The 14,784-nt window shown below is 55.1% G+C and carries 15 protein-coding genes and 1 pseudogene; 5 read left to right on the top strand and 11 right to left on the bottom strand.

Annotation, left to right across the window (positions count from 1 at the left end):
• Window positions 1–98: 98 nt before the first annotated feature.
• Entirely contained in the window at window positions 99–794 is a 696-nt protein-coding gene (locus CD58_RS18250) for a DsbA family oxidoreductase (RefSeq protein WP_025214436.1), read from the top strand.
• On the opposite strand, the gene CD58_RS31495 is transcribed toward CD58_RS18250, so the two are convergent.
• Window positions 791–1,069: a hypothetical protein gene (locus tag CD58_RS31495; RefSeq protein ID WP_235195341.1), complete on the bottom strand. Its 279-nt coding sequence runs from the start codon at window positions 1,067–1,069 to the stop codon at window positions 791–793. The genes CD58_RS18250 and CD58_RS31495 overlap by 4 nt on opposite strands.
• Between CD58_RS31495 and CD58_RS18245 the strand changes: the two genes are divergently transcribed.
• The gene (locus CD58_RS18245) at window positions 971–1,195 is read left to right on the top strand and encodes a thioredoxin family protein (protein WP_223528801.1); all 225 of its coding nucleotides are present in this window, start codon (window positions 971–973) and stop codon (window positions 1,193–1,195) included. The genes CD58_RS31495 and CD58_RS18245 overlap by 99 nt on opposite strands.
• A 370-nt stretch (window positions 1,196–1,565) precedes the next feature.
• Here CD58_RS18245 and CD58_RS18240 read toward each other — a convergent pair whose 3' ends face one another.
• The 10 genes from CD58_RS18240 to CD58_RS18195 form a co-directional block, all read right to left on the bottom strand.
• Window positions 1,566–1,898, bottom strand: a complete 333-nt coding sequence (locus tag CD58_RS18240; RefSeq protein ID WP_025214435.1) for a carboxymuconolactone decarboxylase family protein — start codon at window positions 1,896–1,898, stop codon at window positions 1,566–1,568.
• Window positions 1,899–2,371: 473 nt separating this feature from the next.
• Entirely contained in the window at window positions 2,372–3,904 is a 1,533-nt protein-coding gene (hutH, locus tag CD58_RS18235) for a histidine ammonia-lyase (protein WP_025214434.1), read from the bottom strand.
• Entirely contained in the window at window positions 3,901–5,592 is a 1,692-nt protein-coding gene (gene hutU / locus CD58_RS18230) for a urocanate hydratase (protein ID WP_025214433.1), read from the bottom strand. The genes hutH and hutU overlap by 4 nt, the downstream gene beginning before the upstream one ends.
• A 373-nt stretch (window positions 5,593–5,965) precedes the next feature.
• Window positions 5,966–6,730 (bottom strand): ABC transporter ATP-binding protein, encoded by a 765-nt coding sequence (locus CD58_RS18225; protein ID WP_025214432.1) that lies wholly within the window; start codon window positions 6,728–6,730, stop codon window positions 5,966–5,968.
• Between the two features lie 16 nt (window positions 6,731–6,746).
• Entirely contained in the window at window positions 6,747–7,457 is a 711-nt protein-coding gene (locus CD58_RS18220; RefSeq protein ID WP_025214431.1) for an ABC transporter permease, read from the bottom strand.
• On the bottom strand, window positions 7,454–8,173 hold the full coding sequence (locus CD58_RS18215) for an ABC transporter permease (protein WP_025214430.1): 720 nt from the start codon (window positions 8,171–8,173) through the stop codon (window positions 7,454–7,456). The genes CD58_RS18220 and CD58_RS18215 overlap by 4 nt, the downstream gene beginning before the upstream one ends.
• Before the next feature lie 56 nt (window positions 8,174–8,229).
• Complete coding sequence (locus tag CD58_RS18210) at window positions 8,230–9,012, bottom strand: transporter substrate-binding domain-containing protein (protein ID WP_025214429.1); 783 nt, start codon at window positions 9,010–9,012, stop codon at window positions 8,230–8,232.
• Window positions 9,013–9,379: 367 nt separating this feature from the next.
• The gene (hutC, locus tag CD58_RS18205) at window positions 9,380–10,117 is read right to left on the bottom strand and encodes a histidine utilization repressor (protein ID WP_025214428.1); all 738 of its coding nucleotides are present in this window, start codon (window positions 10,115–10,117) and stop codon (window positions 9,380–9,382) included.
• Window positions 10,117–11,253 carry an aminotransferase class I/II-fold pyridoxal phosphate-dependent enzyme gene (locus tag CD58_RS18200; protein WP_025214427.1) on the bottom strand — a complete coding sequence of 379 codons (1,137 nt, stop codon included), beginning with the start codon at window positions 11,251–11,253 and terminating at the stop codon, window positions 10,117–10,119. Before CD58_RS18200 ends, hutC begins: the two co-directional genes overlap by 1 nt.
• Entirely contained in the window at window positions 11,250–11,456 is a 207-nt protein-coding gene (locus CD58_RS18195) for a hypothetical protein (protein WP_025214426.1), read from the bottom strand. Before CD58_RS18195 ends, CD58_RS18200 begins: the two co-directional genes overlap by 4 nt.
• A gap of 462 nt (window positions 11,457–11,918) precedes the next feature.
• On the opposite strand from CD58_RS18195, the gene CD58_RS18190 reads away from it, so the two are divergent.
• The 3 genes and pseudogenes from CD58_RS18190 to CD58_RS31940 form a co-directional block, all read left to right on the top strand.
• The gene (locus CD58_RS18190; RefSeq protein WP_025214425.1) at window positions 11,919–12,266 is read left to right on the top strand and encodes a RidA family protein; all 348 of its coding nucleotides are present in this window, start codon (window positions 11,919–11,921) and stop codon (window positions 12,264–12,266) included.
• Window positions 12,267–12,278: 12 nt separating this feature from the next.
• Window positions 12,279–13,514: an NAD(P)/FAD-dependent oxidoreductase gene (locus CD58_RS18185; RefSeq protein WP_025214424.1), complete on the top strand. Its 1,236-nt coding sequence runs from the start codon at window positions 12,279–12,281 to the stop codon at window positions 13,512–13,514.
• 139 nt (window positions 13,515–13,653) lie between these two features.
• Window positions 13,654–14,775 (top strand): annotated as a pseudogene (locus tag CD58_RS31940) (cache domain-containing protein); the annotation flags it as partial.
• Between the last annotated feature and the right edge of the window lie 9 nt (window positions 14,776–14,784).

Here is a 14,784-nt window from a genome sequence, read left to right as displayed (position 1 = left end):
TATTGTAATTGAGCGCGTTGCTTTTTGTTTTTAAACGGTTTTTGAACTTTGCTCAATGGGTAGCAGCGTTTTTTATTTATTTTAATATAGAGGGGTGTATGAGCGCTATTTCGAAAAAGTTTGTAGTGGATATTTGGTCTGATTTCGTCTGTCCTTGGTGTTGGGTCGCCAAGCGTCGTTTTGAGAATGCGCTTGAGGACTTTCCGTACAAAGACGATGTACAGGTAAACGTGAGAGCGTATCGTCTTGCCCCTAACCATACTGCTGAGTCTATGGTGAGAGCCCTTAAAGTCAAATTAGGCAGTTCAACCGCTGTTTTGAATATGATGAGTGCGGTAAAGCAATATGGCCAATCTTTAGGGCTTGATTACCGTTTTGAAACCATGATGTTTGGTGACACCGCGGATGCGCATGTCCTCGTCAAAGCGATTGACGATGAAGTATTGAAGACGCACTTGGTGGAGGCGCTCTATGAGCAAAGTACTACCCAGGGTAAGTCACTATTTGACCGAGGTAGTTTAGAGTCGATTGCAAAATCTGTAGGTGTTTCTGATGAGTCGATTCGACTCGCGTGGTCATCTAATGAATTGTTTCACCGGATGCAGGAAGACGAGCGTGCTATGGGGCAATTTCACTCGGGCGTCCCGTTTTTTGTTTTCAATAGTTCATTTTCTATTTCGGGGGCTCAGCCTCAAGAGATCTTTTCTCAAGCACTCAATCAAATGTATTTCGAACCAAGTGACGAACATGAGTCGTCCAGCAGTCAAGTTTGCGGGCTTGATGGATGTAATTAATACCAGAGATGCTTCGGCACTGTTGGTGCCGCAATTTCTGGGTTTGGAATGATGTTGTGGGTGAAGTGCAGATGAGCCGTATTGTAGACGTGAAAGCCGGAGAGTTCGCCCGATTCGTTGCAAAAGGTAACTGCGCTGTGCTGTTTTCGGCGTCCTAGTGCAAGCCCTGTCAAGAAATGAAACCGGTTTTTAATGAGCTGGCAGAAAAGCTGCAGTCGCGCGCCGCATTCGGGAAGATTGATGTGGCTGTTTCGCCCACGATCTCCCAGATGCATGGTGTCCGGTCGGTTCCATCCTTGGCGATTTTCTACGAAGGGCGATTACGTTTGGTTTTGGCTGGCTCTCGATCGGCTGCCGCGTTGAAGAAAGCAGTCTTAGCTGACTTAAAGGATGTTCTGTAGGTCGGACTAAAATTTCGATGCGCTCTCAAATTGACTGTCCGAATGAGTGTAGGAAGCGCGTCAGGATGTTGCTGGGCTAAGTGTCCGACTGGCGTATAGGCAAGCTAAGCTCCGCTTTGCGACCGGCCAGGCCATGTTTAGCCCAGCGTAGCCTTTGCTTGAATACAGTTACGCTTCAGCCGGAGTATCAGCGATAACGAAGTTCGGATAATGTAAAGACTTTGATTTCATCGGCAGGCCATCAGCACAACGACGTGGTTGGCTAATGGCATGCAGAACAGCTTATAGGGCTTTAGCGACTTCTCAGATTTAACTGGCGACGGGGGTAGCTAAGCCTCTACTATTATTGATCCTTCCGCACTGCTGGGTATCAAGATTTATCGAATGCATCCAAAACGTGAGTGCTGTAAACCAATGCAGCGCCAGCGTTCATATTAATCGCAACGCCCAAAGCTTCTGAGACCTCTTCAGTCGTTACGCCGAGCTTTTTGGCCTCAGCTGCGTGGAAAGCGATGCAGCCGTCGCAACGGGTGGTGACGGCAACTGCGAGTGAGATCAGTTCACGAGTCTTAGCGTCGAGGTGGTTTGTTCTTTCGCCGGCGCTCCCTAAAGAAGCCAAACCTTTCATGGTCTCTGGGGATAGGCCATTCAGTTGCACTAGGCGGGCGCTGACGTCTTTTCGAGTTTGCTTCCAATCTTGCATGGGATATTCCACTTTGGGCGCGATGCCCTGTAGGTGTAGGGGAGGTGTGAAACCGATCAAAACATACCATCCAGTTGGTAGGTATGCAAGTGTGTCTTACAAATGCTTGATCGTGCGGTCGACGTAGAAGGGGTGAGCTGGTGTGATGAGAGGGCATTGACGTTAATGCCTTATTTGTAGTGATGAGCTCTCCCGGCTCAGAACCAGGAGGTACTTGAGCGGAGTTCGCGTGATCAGGGAATGCTGCTGGTATCAGAATTTTGAGCGCATAAGGAGCCTTAGGGGGGTAATGCTGTTGTCAAGCTAATTTTCCCGCGCACTTACATAAGACTATTACTGGGAAGCAATAAAAAGCTCCACAGCCAAAACGAGAATCTATCGTCATAGCTGTGGAGCAAAAAACTGCCTGGGCATTTAACGCGTACGGGACTATCAGCTAGAATAACTCACGCGATCATGGCGGATATCATCTATCAGATGCTGGGCAACAATGTGTTCAATACCAAGTCGTTCAAGCAGCCGGAAGCCAATAATTCACTGGCCGCATTGATATCCGGCGCGAAGAAGCGATCCTTCTCGTAATAGGCCACTTTGCTTCGCAGACTCTTCCTGGCCAGTTCCAGCTTGGGCGACGTCTTCAAGCCGTCACGCAAGTCCAGACCTTGGCAGGCCGCTAGCCACTCCACAGCCAGGATTCCACGGGTGTTTTCAGCCATTTCCCACAACCGTTTGCCGGCGGCGGGTGCCATCGACACGTGATCTTCCTGATTGGCGGATGTGGGCAGGCTGTCTACGGAATGGGGGTGAGCTAGCGCCTTGTTCTCGCTGGCCAGCGCTGCTGCTGTCACCTGAGAAATCATGAAGCCCGAGTTCACGCCGCCATTGGCTACCAGGAACGGCGGCAGTTGTGACATGTGTTTGTCCATCATCAACGAAATGCGGCGCTCGCTCAGCGAGCCGATTTCAGCAATGGCCAATGCCATATTGTCTGCGGCCATGGCCACTGGCTCGGCGTGGAAGTTGCCGCCAGAGATCACGTCACCTTCAACGGCAAAGACCAGTGGGTTATCGGATACGGCATTCGCTTCGACGACTAATACTTCCGCGGCCTGACGGAGCTGGGTCAGGCATGCGCCCATGACTTGAGGTTGGCAGCGTAGAGAGTAGGGATCTTGGACCTTGCCGCAGTCTTTGTGCGAATCGGCGACCTCACTGCTTTGGCCCAGCAGGTCGCGATAAGCAGTAGCTGTATCAATCTGGGCCTTCTGGCCGCGAGCGGCATGGATACGTGCGTCAAACGGCGAGCGGGAGCCCAAGACAGCTTCGACCGTCAACGCACCGATGGCCAAGGCGCCTGCAAACAGGTCTTCGCCCTCGAACAAACCGCGCAGAGCATAAGCAGTGGACACCTGGGTACCGTTGAGCAACGCCAAACCCTCTTTGGCAGCCAGCGTCAACGGCGCCAAACCGGCCACCTTCAGTGCTTCGGTGGCTTCCAGCCATTCGCCCTTATGACGGGCTTTGCCTTCTCCCAGCAGCACGAGGGACATGTGCGCCAAAGGTGCCAAGTCACCAGATGCGCCGACCGAACCTTTTAACGGAATATGCGGATACACCTCGGCGTTGATCAATGCTATCAGAGCATCGATCACCACGCGGCGTATGCCGGAGAAACCACGGCTGAGGCTATTGACCTTGAGCACCATGATCAACCGCACCAGCGCATCGCTGATCGGCTCACCCACACCAGCGGCGTGGGACAGTACTAGCGAACGTTGCAGATTTTCCAGATCTTCACTGGCGATACGGGTCGAGGCCAGCAGGCCGAAACCGGTATTGATACCGTAGGCGGTGCGATTCTCGGCGAGGATCTGCTCCACGCAAGCGACACTGGCTTCAATTTGCGCAGAGGCACTGTGGTCGAGGGTGATTTTTACTGGGTGCTGGTAAACGGCACGCAGTTGGGCAAGGCTCAATTGGCCTGGGATAACGTTAAGTGTTTTCATGCTTTGGCTCCTTTAACAAGAGTGATCATTGGCAGGTTCAAGCCTTGCTCATTCGCGCAATCAATGGCGATCTGGTAACCGGCATCGGCATGGCGCATCACGCCGGTCGCCGGATCGTTGTGCAGCACGCGGGCAATCCGCTCGGCCGCTTCATCGGTACCATCGCAGACGATCACCATGCCCGAGTGCTGGGAGAAGCCCATGCCGACGCCGCCACCGTGGTGCAGCGATACCCAAGTCGCGCCACTGGCGGTGTTGAGCAAGGCATTGAGCAGCGGCCAGTCGGAAACGGCGTCGGAGCCGTCCTGCATGGATTCTGTTTCACGGTTCGGGCTGGCCACGGAACCGGAGTCGAGGTGGTCACGGCCGATGACGATCGGCGCCGACAGCTCACCGCTGCGCACCATCTCGTTGAACGCCAGGCCCAACTTGGCGCGCTGGCCCAGGCCAACCCAGCAGATCCGTGCCGGCAAGCCCTGGAAACTGATGCGCTCGCGGGCCATGTCCAGCCAGTTGTGCAGGTGGGCGTCGTCGGGGATCAGTTCCTTGACCTTGGCGTCGGTCTTGTAGATGTCCTGCGGGTCACCCGACAGCGCCGCCCAGCGGAACGGGCCGATGCCGCGGCAAAACAGCGGACGGATGTAGGCCGGGACGAAACCCGGGAAGTCGAAGGCATTTTCGACGCCCTCTTCCTGGGCCATCTGGCGGATGTTGTTGCCGTAATCGAAGGTCGGCACGCCCATTTTCTGGAAGGCCAGCATGGCTTTGACGTGGACGGCCATCGATTGCTTGGCGGCCTTCACCACGGCGGCGGGCTCGGTCTTGGCGCGGGCACGGTATTCGTCCCAGGTCCAGCCGGCCGGCAGATAGCCGTTGAGGGGATCGTGGGCGCTGGTCTGGTCGGTGACCATGTCCGGACGCACACCACGACGGACCATTTCCGGCAGGATTTCCGCCGCGTTCCCACACAGTGCAATGGAAATCGCCTTGCCTTCGGCGATGTATTTCTCGATGCGCGCCAGGGCGTCGTCGAGGTCTTTGGCCTGCTCGTCGACGTAGCGGGTTTTCAGGCGGAAATCGATGCTCACCTGCTGGCACTCGATGTTAAGCGAGCATGCGCCGGCCAAGGTCGCGGCCAACGGTTGCGCACCGCCCATGCCGCCCAGGCCGGCGGTCAGCACCCAACGGCCCTTGAGGTTGGAATCGTAATGCTGGCGACCAGCCTCGACGAAGGTTTCATACGTGCCCTGCACGATGCCCTGGCTGCCGATGTAGATCCAGCTGCCGGCTGTCATCTGGCCGTACATGGCCAGGCCCTTGGCGTCGAGTTCGTTGAAGTGCTCCCAACTGGCCCAGTGCGGCACCAGGTTGGAGTTGGCGATCAGTACGCGAGGGGCGTTGCTGTGGGTCTTGAACACGCCCACCGGCTTGCCGGATTGCACCAGCAGGGTTTCGTCGTCGTTCAGGTTGGTGAGGCTTTCGACGATCTTGTCGTAGCACTCCCAGTTGCGCGCCGCGCGGCCGATGCCACCGTAGACCACCAACTCCTTGGGGTTCTCGGCCACTTCCGGATCGAGGTTGTTCATCAACATCCGCAGCGGCGCTTCGGTCAGCCAGCTCTTGGCGGTCAGCGTGTTACCGCGAGGGGCGCGGATTTCGATATTGCGGAAATGGAGTGGTTTGCTCACCGGTAATCCTCTCGAAATGACTTGCAGCTTATTGTTGGTTTTCGCTACATCAGGCGAGTAAATATAATCATGTATATACAAGCCTAATCAAGCAGATTTTTGACCGCTATTGTTGTCGGCATGATTATCTTCACGTGATTAGTTTTTTTCGTTCGAATGGCATTGATGCAGGTTTTGCCATCAAGCTTTGCGCACTGGGCGCGCCGTGACAGTTTCAGCCAGGGATCATGAGCTGAGCCATAGCAAGACGCTGGGATTGCTCTCGCACGGGGCTCTTCTAGTCAACAGAACGGCGAACCATTCCGGCCGCAATCGCGCGCCTGAAAACATTTTTCAGGCGCGGTAAGTGTCCAGTCGGCTTAAGGCACTTCGGTTATTTCAGATTGCCGCTGAGAAATTGCTGCAAACGCTCGCTCTTAGGGTTCCCCAGCACTTCCTCAGGCGGCCCTTGCTCTTCTACGAGCCCTTGGTGCAAGAACAACACCTGGTTCGATACCTTACGAGCGAAGCTCATTTCGTGCGTCACCATGATCATGGTTCTGCCTTCTTCGGCGAGGCCCTGAATGACCTTCAGCACTTCTCCCACGAGTTCAGGATCCAGGGCAGAAGTGGGTTCATCGAACAGCATGATTTCCGGTTCCATGGCCAGCGCCCGGGCTATCGCGACGCGCTGCTGCTGGCCGCCCGAGAGAAAGGCCGGGTATTGATCGGCAACTCGCGATGGTAAACCAACCTTGTCCAGGTAACGCCGAGCCAGCTCCTCTGCATCCTTCTTGCTGACCCCCAACACTCGGCGAGGGGCCATTGTGATGTTGTCGAGCACGGTCATGTGGCTCCACAGATTGAAATGCTGGAATACCATCGCCAGTCGCGTGCGCAGCCGCTGCAGTTCATCTGCATTTGCAACGCGCATGCCGTGGTGGTCATGGATCATGCGTATGGGCTGATTGTCGAGGCTCATGGCGCCGTTGCTAGGGATTTCCAGAAAGTTGATACAGCGCAAAAAGGTGCTTTTGCCCGACCCGCTGGCACCGATCAGGCTAATGACGTCGCCGGCCTTTGCGTTCAGTGAAACACCCTTGAGGACTTCGTGGTCGCCATAACTTTTATGCAGGTTTTCTACGGTCAGTTTGTACATATTCAAGCACCCTGAATTAATGAGCTGGGCCGAGGAATGACAGCCAACGGCGCTCAGCCAGACGGAACAGACCGACCAGAGAGAAAGTGATAACGAGGTAAATCGCTGCGGCGATGCCGAACGATTGGAAGGTCAGAAATGTTGCTGAATTGGCATCTCTGGCAACCTTGAGGATGTCCGGTACCGTGGCGGTGAAAGCGACCGTGGTGGAATGCAGCATCAGTATCACTTCGTTGCTGTAGTTCGGCAGTGAGCGACGCAATGCAGACGGCATGATGATATAGGTGTAAAGCTTCCATCCTCGAAGCCCAAAGGCCTTCGCTGCTTCGACTTCACCATGATTCATGTTGCGAATCGCCCCGGAGAAGATCTCCGTAGTGTAGGCGCAAGTGTTCAAGGCAAAGGCCAGAATGGTGCAGTTCAACGCATCGCGAAAGAATGCATCAAGAAGCGGTTGGGAGCGCACCGCAGCGAGGCTGTAGATGCCGGTGTAGCAGATCAGTAGCTGTATATACAGAGGTGTGCCACGGAACAAATAGGTATAGAACTGCACGGGCCAGCGCACGAAAAGGTTGCTTGATACCCTGGCAATCGACAGCGGGACCGCCATCAAGAAGCCGAAGAAGAGCGAGGCACTGAGCAGCCATAATGTCATCGCCAAGCCCGTGATGTGATAACCATCGTGGTACAGGAAGGGTTTCCAATATTCTTGCAATAGCTCGATCATCGCACGGCCTCCCGAGTGCCTGCGGCGTAAAAACTTTCCAGCCTGCGCAAGACATAGTTTGATGCGGTGGTGATAACCAAATAGATCAACGCTGCAAGGACCAGGAAGAAGAACAGTTGATAGGAACTCTTTCCTGCATCCTGGGCAACCTTGACCAGGTCAGCCAGACCAATGATCGAGACCAGTGCGGTCGCTTTCAGGATCACCATCCAGTTGTTGCCAATGCCCGGTAATGCAAAGCGCATCATTTGCGGGAAAAGCACCAGGCGGAATCGTTGGGCGCGGGTCAGGCCATAGGCCGTGGCTGCTTCTAATTGCCCCTTTGGAACGGCGAGAATCGCTCCGCGGAAGGTTTCGGTGAAATACGCACCGTAGATGAAGCCCAGGGTGATGACCCCTGCGCTGAACGGATTGATTTCGATATATTCCCAGCCAAAGGCATCGGTCAGATTCGTCAGCCACGTCTGAAGGCTATAGAAGATCAGCAGCATCAAGACCAGGTCGGGCACGCCGCGGATAAGCGTGGTGTAGGCTTGCGCAGGGATGCGTAGCAAGGCTGACTTCGAGAGTTTCGCGCTGGCACCGATCAAGCCCAGGCCCACGCTCAGCAACAAGCACAGTGCGGATAATTTGACAGTCATCCAGGAGCCTTGCAGCAACAGCGGGCCGAAACCCTTTAGGCTGAAGCCTAGAGTCTGCAATAGGTTTTCTAGCATTGGACAGCCCTTCGTCAATCAAGAAAAAACGCCCATCCGAAAATGGGCGCAGCGTGTTATTTACCGCTGTAGATATTCTGATCACCAAAGTGTTTTTTCTGGATGGCTACATAGCTGCCATCCTCATGCAGTGCCTTGATGCCTTTGTTTATCAGGGCCTTGAGATCGGCGTTGCCTTGGGCGAGACCTACCGCGGTTTTCGCGGGCAACAGTTCATGCTCGACTGCTTTACTTACCTCAAAATTCGCCCCTTGCGGCGACTTCAAGAAGCCCATTTCGGCTTGCAACATATTCTGGATCGAGGCATCGAGACGGCCAGTCACTAAGTCCGAATAGACCTGATCCTGGTTGGCATAGGCTTGGGTTTTGACCCCGGCCTTGTTCAGTACGGCTTTTGCATAAGCTTCCTCTGTGGTGCCTTGCTCATAACCAACCGTCTTGCCGACGAGCGTCTTGATATCTTCGGTCAGGCCGGAGCCTTTCTTGAAAACGAAGGAGGTAGGAACGGAGAACAGCTCATCGGAGAAGTCGATGACCTTTTCGCGCGAGGATGTCACGGTCATGGCGGAGATCACGCCGTCGAATTTGTTGGCTTTCAGGCCGGGAATCATGCCGTCAAAATCACTCTCGACCCATTTGCACTTCACTTTCAATTCAGCACAAATCGCATTGCCTAAGTCGATGTCAAAGCCCACCAGGCTACCGTCGGCAGCTTTGGACTCGAAAGGGGCATAAGAGGGGTCAACGCCGAACCGCAACTCCTTGTACTCCTTGGCCGAGGCAAAGCTGCCAGCCACACACAACGCCAGTACGGAGAGGGTCAAAATAGATTTTTTCATTGTTTTTATTCCTAAGGACCAAAGAGCGCTTGAGCGCACGGATGCGGTACGGAGCTCGTGTGTGTCGCTATGGGAGTGGTACACAGAGCCCATTTTTTGGTTTAAGCGTGTCGAGGTGACGGATCGACTTTACCGCGTAAATACATACTTGTACATACAGGCATAGCCAATCAAGCAGCCATTTATCTGCTCGGATGTGCATGGGTGGAAGAAGGGCTGGAAACGCTGAGGGGAGGGGGTGATCAGTTTCGTTTTTCCGGTCACTACGGGCGTAGGGCCTGGGTCTATTGTGATGTATGAATCAGAAAGCGACCGACGCCCTTTGGAAGCGGCGCTGGTCAAGTTTTACGGCAGATGTGTCGAAGAGTCAGACGTCTCTGTGAGCTGCATTCATGGGTAAGCGACTACCCAGTCGATAGCGGGAGGAGGGGTGGACGAGCCGCACAAAGGTGACAATTTTGTTTTGGCTCCAAGTCCGGCGTATGAGGGCCAGGCAAGGTTCAGTTGCATCGATTTGCAGATGTTTGCTCTCCTCTGCGCTGGGGTGGCAGGCCTCTACGATATGTTCCATTTCGTCGGGCTTGATGACTTGCAAAAGGTATTTGGCCGGTTGCAGGTGTTCGCCGAATTTTTGTTTCAGGAACTCTGGCACCAGCTCGGGATTGACGTAACGATCCTCAAGCTGCACTGGCACGTCTTCTTCGCTGTGCGCACAAACCAGATGAAAAACCGAAGAGCCCGTGGGCAGGCCCAGGGCGGAAGCGACTGACATCGATGCGGATTCGCGTCCCAGGTGCAGGACGCGACAGCCGTAACTATGACCCCGAGCGAGAATCTCGTCAGCGATGTTGGTGATGCGCAACAGGTTCGATTGCGGCTTGCTTTCGGCTACGAATGTTCCAACACCTGAAATCCGCACCAATAGACCTTCTTCGGTCAGCTCGCGCAGGGCTCGATTGACGGTCATGCGCGAGATGCCCAGCTCTTGCACCAACTGGTTCTCTGAGTAGATCAGGTCGCCAGGTTTCCAAACGCCCGCTCGAAGTTGGTCCAGCACAAATTCCTTCGCGCGTCGGTAGAGCGCTTGTGGTGCATTTTTGATCATCAGTCGGTCCGTGTCTCTTGTGCGGCAAGGACTCTTGCCAAGGAATGGAGGAAAAGATCGTTATCCTCACAGCTTCCTATAGATACCCGCAAGTACTGAGTATATCCCGCTTCGCGCCAAGGCTTGATGATGACCCCTTCTCGCAGCAATGCCTGGTTGATGACTTCGGCAGGATAAGGGGTGCTGAAAAAAAGGAAGTTAGCCATGGAGGGGGCAGTTGTGATGCCTTGCTCTTGCAGTGCGATCTCCAGTCGTCGGCGTTCGCTGGCGACGTGGGAGAGGCCAGCATTCAGATGATTTTCATCGGCCAGCGCGGCGACCGCAGCGGCTTGGGCCACTCGGTTTACGTTGAAGGGGGTGCGCAGGCGATTGATCAAATCGGCCAGTAGCGGGTCGCTGACAATGCCATAGCCGATGCGTAAACCTGCCAATGAATAGGCCTTGGAGAAGGTTCGAAGCAGGATAAACGGCTTGCCGCTGGCCTGGATCAAGCCGAGGCAGTCTGGGTACTCAGGCTCCCATTGGGCGTATTCGTAATAGGCTTCGTCAAACACCAGCAAGCACTTCGGAGGTAATGCATCGAGCAATTGCTTCAATTCGATTGCGCTCAAGGTGCAGCCAACCGGATTGGAGGGGCAGGAAAACATCAGCACATGGGTATGCGGTGTAAGGGCGGAAATCATGGCCGCCACGTCAAAAGTGCCTTGGTCGGTCATGGGGACACCGATTACCCGAGCGCCGGCTGCCACTGGAAAAATAAAATGCAAGCCGAAGGAGGGCACTACGGTAACCACTTCATCATCATGGTCCAGAAACACTCGGCTGATGACACTCAGCAAATCCTCAGAACCGTTGCCGAACACGAAGCGATCTTCCGGAACATCAAGTTTTTCCGAGAGTGCGGAGCGTAGTGCCTGGCAGCCAGAGTCGGGGTACAGCGCAATCTCATGGCAGGCTTGGGTGGTCGCGGCGTTGACAGCGGGGGCGGTGCCCATTGGGTTTTCATTGCTGCCCAATTTAGCGACGCGTGTCAGACCGAAGCGTTTGCGCACTGCATCAGCGGCGAGGCCGGCGTTGTAACTGGCCAATTCGCGTACTTCAGCGCGAGCAAGCAGGGTCAGGTCGTTGGCGTTCATACAAGGCTAACCTCTCGGGAATTTTGCTGGAAGGTATTGCGATCTGGATGGTGCCGCAGGGGACGCTGCGGGCTCGGCTGTTCAGCGCTTTGAAGGATTTCGTGCGGGAGGCTGTAGTGGAAGAGTGTCGCCAATTCGGCGATCCGGTCTGCGAGGCTCATCCCTTCGGTAGTCGCGGCAGTCATCTGGTGCAGTTTTTTCATTGATTACCTCTTAGGTGCAGGGCCACAAGGAAGTGGTGCTGTATGATCCTGTATATATAGGCAACGCAATGTTCAGGCCAAGCCTTATCTTTTCTGTTGATCGCTGCTCGTAAACGCCTTCCAGGCCAGGGGGGGCTCACATGAATATTTTTTCAGGTGTAACTGAAGGTTGCATCGGAGTGTTTCCGGTATCTCATTGATGAGTCGAAAGGAAGCGCATGGTAAGGCTTTCTGCGGACAGTATTTTGGACAGAAGTAGTGCTCGATCCACTTCGGATCAGGGGTCTGAAGGGGGTCCTTGTCTAACAGGCACGTTAAATGCTTAGTCCTGTATATACTTATCCATCGATAAAGCTTGTAGACCGATTTCCGATCTGCTGTGACACGCTCGGTCGAGTCGATGGCTAAAAATGGCGCCTGTTATAGGCGCGTTCATAAGTCCGCTTAGAGAGAATCACCACAATGACGGTTAGCAATCTGCCCTTTTCAAAAGTCCGCCACAGCCAAGGTCTCGTGTTTTTGTCTGGAGAGTTGCCGTTCAATGAGGATGGCAGCTTCCCGGAGGGTATCGAGGCACAAACGCGCCTGACCTTGATGCGCATTGCTCAAACACTGGAAGCTGAGTCACTGTCGTTGGATGACGTTGTGAGCGTCACGGTGTACTTGACCGAGCGGAGTAACTTCGCCGAGTTCAACAGGATTTATGCTTCGTTTTTCACGGCCAATTTGCCTGTTCGCGCTACCGTCTGTGCCGGCCTCGTGGTGGATGCGTTGGTTGAAATCAGTGTCATCGCGCAGCAGCGTGCTTGAGTTGGAGGCAGCGTGAACGACAAACAAGTAGTAGTACTGGGTGCCGGCATCGTTGGTATAAGCACGGCCCTGCATCTGCAACGCCGGGGCTGTGCGGTGACCTTGGTAGACAAGGGGGCGCCCGGGCGCGAGACGTCATACGGTAATGCCGGGATCATCCAGCGCGAGGCCGTTGAACCGTACGGGTTCCCAAGGGACCTGGCGAGCCTGATGAGAGTGGTGACCAAGCGCGATATCGGCGTCAATTATCATCTGCGTGCGCTGCCGGAGTACATGCCTACGCTGACCAGGTATTGGGCCAACTCAGCGCCAAGGCATTACCAAGCTATTGCGGACGCCTTTCGGACCTTGGTCGAGCATTCAATCAGCGAGCACTCCGAGTTGATCGAGCAAAGCGAGGCCCAACACCTGATCGTGCGCAAAGGTTGGATTCAAGCTTTTCGAACCCCGGAAAAATATGAAAAGGCGATGGAGAGCGCCCAGCGTGTGAGTGCGCACGGTGTATTGTCGCAAGCGTTGGACGGCGCCGGGCTCAGGCTCGCAGAACCCGCTTTGGGTGAAGCTCTCGTTGGGGGGATTCACTGGCTTCAACCTTGGACCTGTGTTGATCCGGGAGAGCTGGTGCAACGCTATGCCGAGCTCTTCTTGCGTGAGGGCGGACAGTTTGAACGCGGCGATGCCCGTTCATTGCGCCAAGCGGGAGCTGGCTGGCGAGTCTCCACCGAGTCCGGGCCGGTCGAAGCATCACAGGTCGTCGTGGCGCTTGGTCCTTGGGCCCAAGAGTTGCTGAGGCCCATGGGTTACCGCATCCCGTTGTTTATCAAGCGTGGTTATCACGCCCATTTCGCCGACGGGGCAAACTTGAGTCGCCCCGTGCTTGATACCGAGCAAGGCTACATGTTGGCGCCGATGAAGCGTGGTGTGCGTCTATCAACGGGGGCCGAATTCGCCCGTCTCGATGCGCCTCTGACCCCAGTGCAGCTAGGGAAGGCCGAAAGCGCGGCCCGACAACTCTTGGCATTGGGATCTCAGGTTGAGCGGACGCCATGGAGCGGTGCGCGACCTTGTACCGTTGATATGAAACCGGTCATTGGTGCCGCGCCGTCGCATAAGGGGCTCTGGTTCAACTTCGGCCATGCTCATCAAGGTTTTACGCTAGGTCCGGTCAGTGGCCGGCTGCTTGCGGAATTAATGATGGGAGAAACACCAGTGGTAGAGCCGGCACCCTTCGCTCCTGGGCGTTTCTGAATTGACGATGCGTCGGCCTTCTCGTCCCTCCTCTTGAGAGGAGGGCAGGCATTATCTGAAAGAAAAATGACGACCGAGTTGTCTCGTTTCCACGTCGTGTGAGCAACGTTTACGGCACTCGCCGCGGGCGCTTTTACCCATGGGCGCCCACGTTCCATCTGCCTGCCCAGGAATACTCATGAACATCAAACAGAAACTCACGTGGGCGTTTGCCGCTATCGCCTGCGCGCCAGTCATATTGGTCGCAATGGTTGTCGTACTGAACTTGCGTAGCGCAGCGCAAGCCAGTTTCCTGGATAGCAGTGGCCGCGAAATCAGGCAGATTGACCGCGGGATGCGGCAGTTTTTCGACAGCATCCGCCAAAACGTCGAATACCTTGCCAAAGACCCTCGGATCGCCAACGTTCAGGGATTGAAGAACTATACGGCCGCTGACGCCCCGAAAACGCCTGTGACGAAGGTCGATCGACAGATCCAGGTGGTATTCGACAGTTTCGCAGAAACCCACCCAACCACGGCTTCCATTTCCCTTGGACTCAATGACGGAGGTTTTGCAGGTTGGCCCGATGACCAGACAATGGCCAGCTACGACCCACGGGTGCGACCTTGGTACAAGGCTGCCATGGAAGCCGCACGAGGCTCAACCGTAAGGACGGGCGCGTATTACTGGGCACCCGATGACATGGTGCTGGTCAGCACGGTCCGCACGATCAATGACGCGAGCGGTGCCGCGGTGGGCGTCGTTGGCGTGGACGTATCGCTCAAGCAACTGACTGAATTGGTCAAAGCCATCAAGTTGGGCAAGAGTGGTTACCTGATGTTGGTCGAGGCCAATGGCAATGTCTTGGTCGATCCCGCAAATGCCAAAAACAATTTCAAGCCGTTAGGTGAGCTAGGACCCGGCTATGCCGAATTGGCCAAAAGCGCTGATGGGGTGACTCAAGTCGAGATCGATGGTGTGCCATACATGGTCAACGTCCTGAGTTCCGATGGCCTGGGATGGCGTTTTATTGGCCTGATCAAGCGTGATGAAGTGATGGCCGACGCCATGAGCCTGACCTGGTTGATTGCAGCCATCGCTGTTGCATTGGCCGTGGTGTTCGCCATCGTTGGTGCTGGTTTTGCCAGCGTGATCGTGCGCCCGATTCGTGGCGTGGCTGATGGGTTGCAAGAGATTGCCGAAGGTGAAGGTGACCTTACACGTCAACTCCAAGTACGGGGCAAGGACGAAACTGCCAACCTGGCCGGTTGGTTCAATCAGTTTCTAAGC

The sequence above is a fragment of the Pseudomonas brassicacearum genome (assembly GCF_000585995.1).
GTDB classification, from domain to species: domain Bacteria; phylum Pseudomonadota; class Gammaproteobacteria; order Pseudomonadales; family Pseudomonadaceae; genus Aquipseudomonas; species Aquipseudomonas brassicacearum_A.
The sequence above is the reverse complement of the archived record's forward strand: the minus strand, read 5'-3'. Positions and strand labels throughout refer to the sequence as shown.

Bases quoted from the DNA above. Each gene is read 5' to 3' on its own strand.
- CD58_RS18250 (WP_025214436.1), top strand. From the start codon at position 99: ATGAGCGCTATTTCGAAAAAGTTTGTAGTGGATATTTGGTCTGATTTC.
- CD58_RS18245 (WP_223528801.1), top strand. From the start codon at position 971: ATGAAACCGGTTTTTAATGAGCTGGCAGAAAAGCTGCAGTCGCGCGCC.
- CD58_RS31495 (WP_235195341.1), bottom strand. From the start codon at position 1,069: ATGCATCTGGGAGATCGTGGGCGAAACAGCCACATCAATCTTCCCGAA.
- CD58_RS18240 (WP_025214435.1), bottom strand. From the start codon at position 1,898: ATGCAAGATTGGAAGCAAACTCGAAAAGACGTCAGCGCCCGCCTAGTG.
- hutH (WP_025214434.1), bottom strand. From the start codon at position 3,904: ATGAAAACACTTAACGTTATCCCAGGCCAATTGAGCCTTGCCCAACTG.
- CD58_RS18225 (WP_025214432.1), bottom strand. From the start codon at position 6,730: ATGTACAAACTGACCGTAGAAAACCTGCATAAAAGTTATGGCGACCAC.
- CD58_RS18220 (WP_025214431.1), bottom strand. From the start codon at position 7,457: ATGATCGAGCTATTGCAAGAATATTGGAAACCCTTCCTGTACCACGAT.
- CD58_RS18215 (WP_025214430.1), bottom strand. From the start codon at position 8,173: ATGCTAGAAAACCTATTGCAGACTCTAGGCTTCAGCCTAAAGGGTTTC.
- CD58_RS18210 (WP_025214429.1), bottom strand. From the start codon at position 9,012: ATGAAAAAATCTATTTTGACCCTCTCCGTACTGGCGTTGTGTGTGGCT.
- hutC (WP_025214428.1), bottom strand. From the start codon at position 10,117: ATGATCAAAAATGCACCACAAGCGCTCTACCGACGCGCGAAGGAATTT.
- CD58_RS18200 (WP_025214427.1), bottom strand. From the start codon at position 11,253: ATGAACGCCAACGACCTGACCCTGCTTGCTCGCGCTGAAGTACGCGAA.
- CD58_RS18195 (WP_025214426.1), bottom strand. From the start codon at position 11,456: ATGAAAAAACTGCACCAGATGACTGCCGCGACTACCGAAGGGATGAGC.
- CD58_RS18190 (WP_025214425.1), top strand. From the start codon at position 11,919: ATGACGGTTAGCAATCTGCCCTTTTCAAAAGTCCGCCACAGCCAAGGT.